This window comes from Ligilactobacillus sp. (assembly GCF_036846325.1).
Lineage (GTDB): Bacteria > Bacillota > Bacilli > Lactobacillales > Lactobacillaceae > Ligilactobacillus.
This window is the reverse complement of the sequence record NZ_DAIUCE010000017.1, coordinates 25,215-25,502: the sequence shown is the minus strand read 5'-3', so window position 1 is coordinate 25,502 and position 288 is coordinate 25,215. Positions and strand designations below refer to the sequence as shown.

Genomic DNA, 288 nt, shown 5'->3' with positions numbered 1-288 from the left:
AATCAAAAAAGATCAATCTATGTCATATCTTTTTACACAAGAAAACGTTTTTATGATGTTTTTCTTAAAATACACTTGCAATTAGCTAAAGTTGTGTTAGAATTTATGACATAAAGCAGAAGGGAATGGTTGATATGTTGAATGGAGCTAATACGGTCTTTTTGATCGTTTCCAGCATTTTGGTTTTTTGTATGACGCCTGGACTGGCTTTCTTCTATGGGGGATTGGTTTCAAGAAAGAATGTCGTCAATACGATGCTTTCGGTTTTTATTATCTGCGGAGTGGCGG

Annotated in this window: 1 pseudogene; it reads left to right on the top strand. The window is 35.1% G+C overall.

Annotated elements, in window-relative coordinates:
- Positions 1–137: 137 nt before the first annotated feature.
- Positions 138–288, top strand: a pseudogene (locus V7Z60_RS03170) (ammonium transporter); the annotation flags it as partial.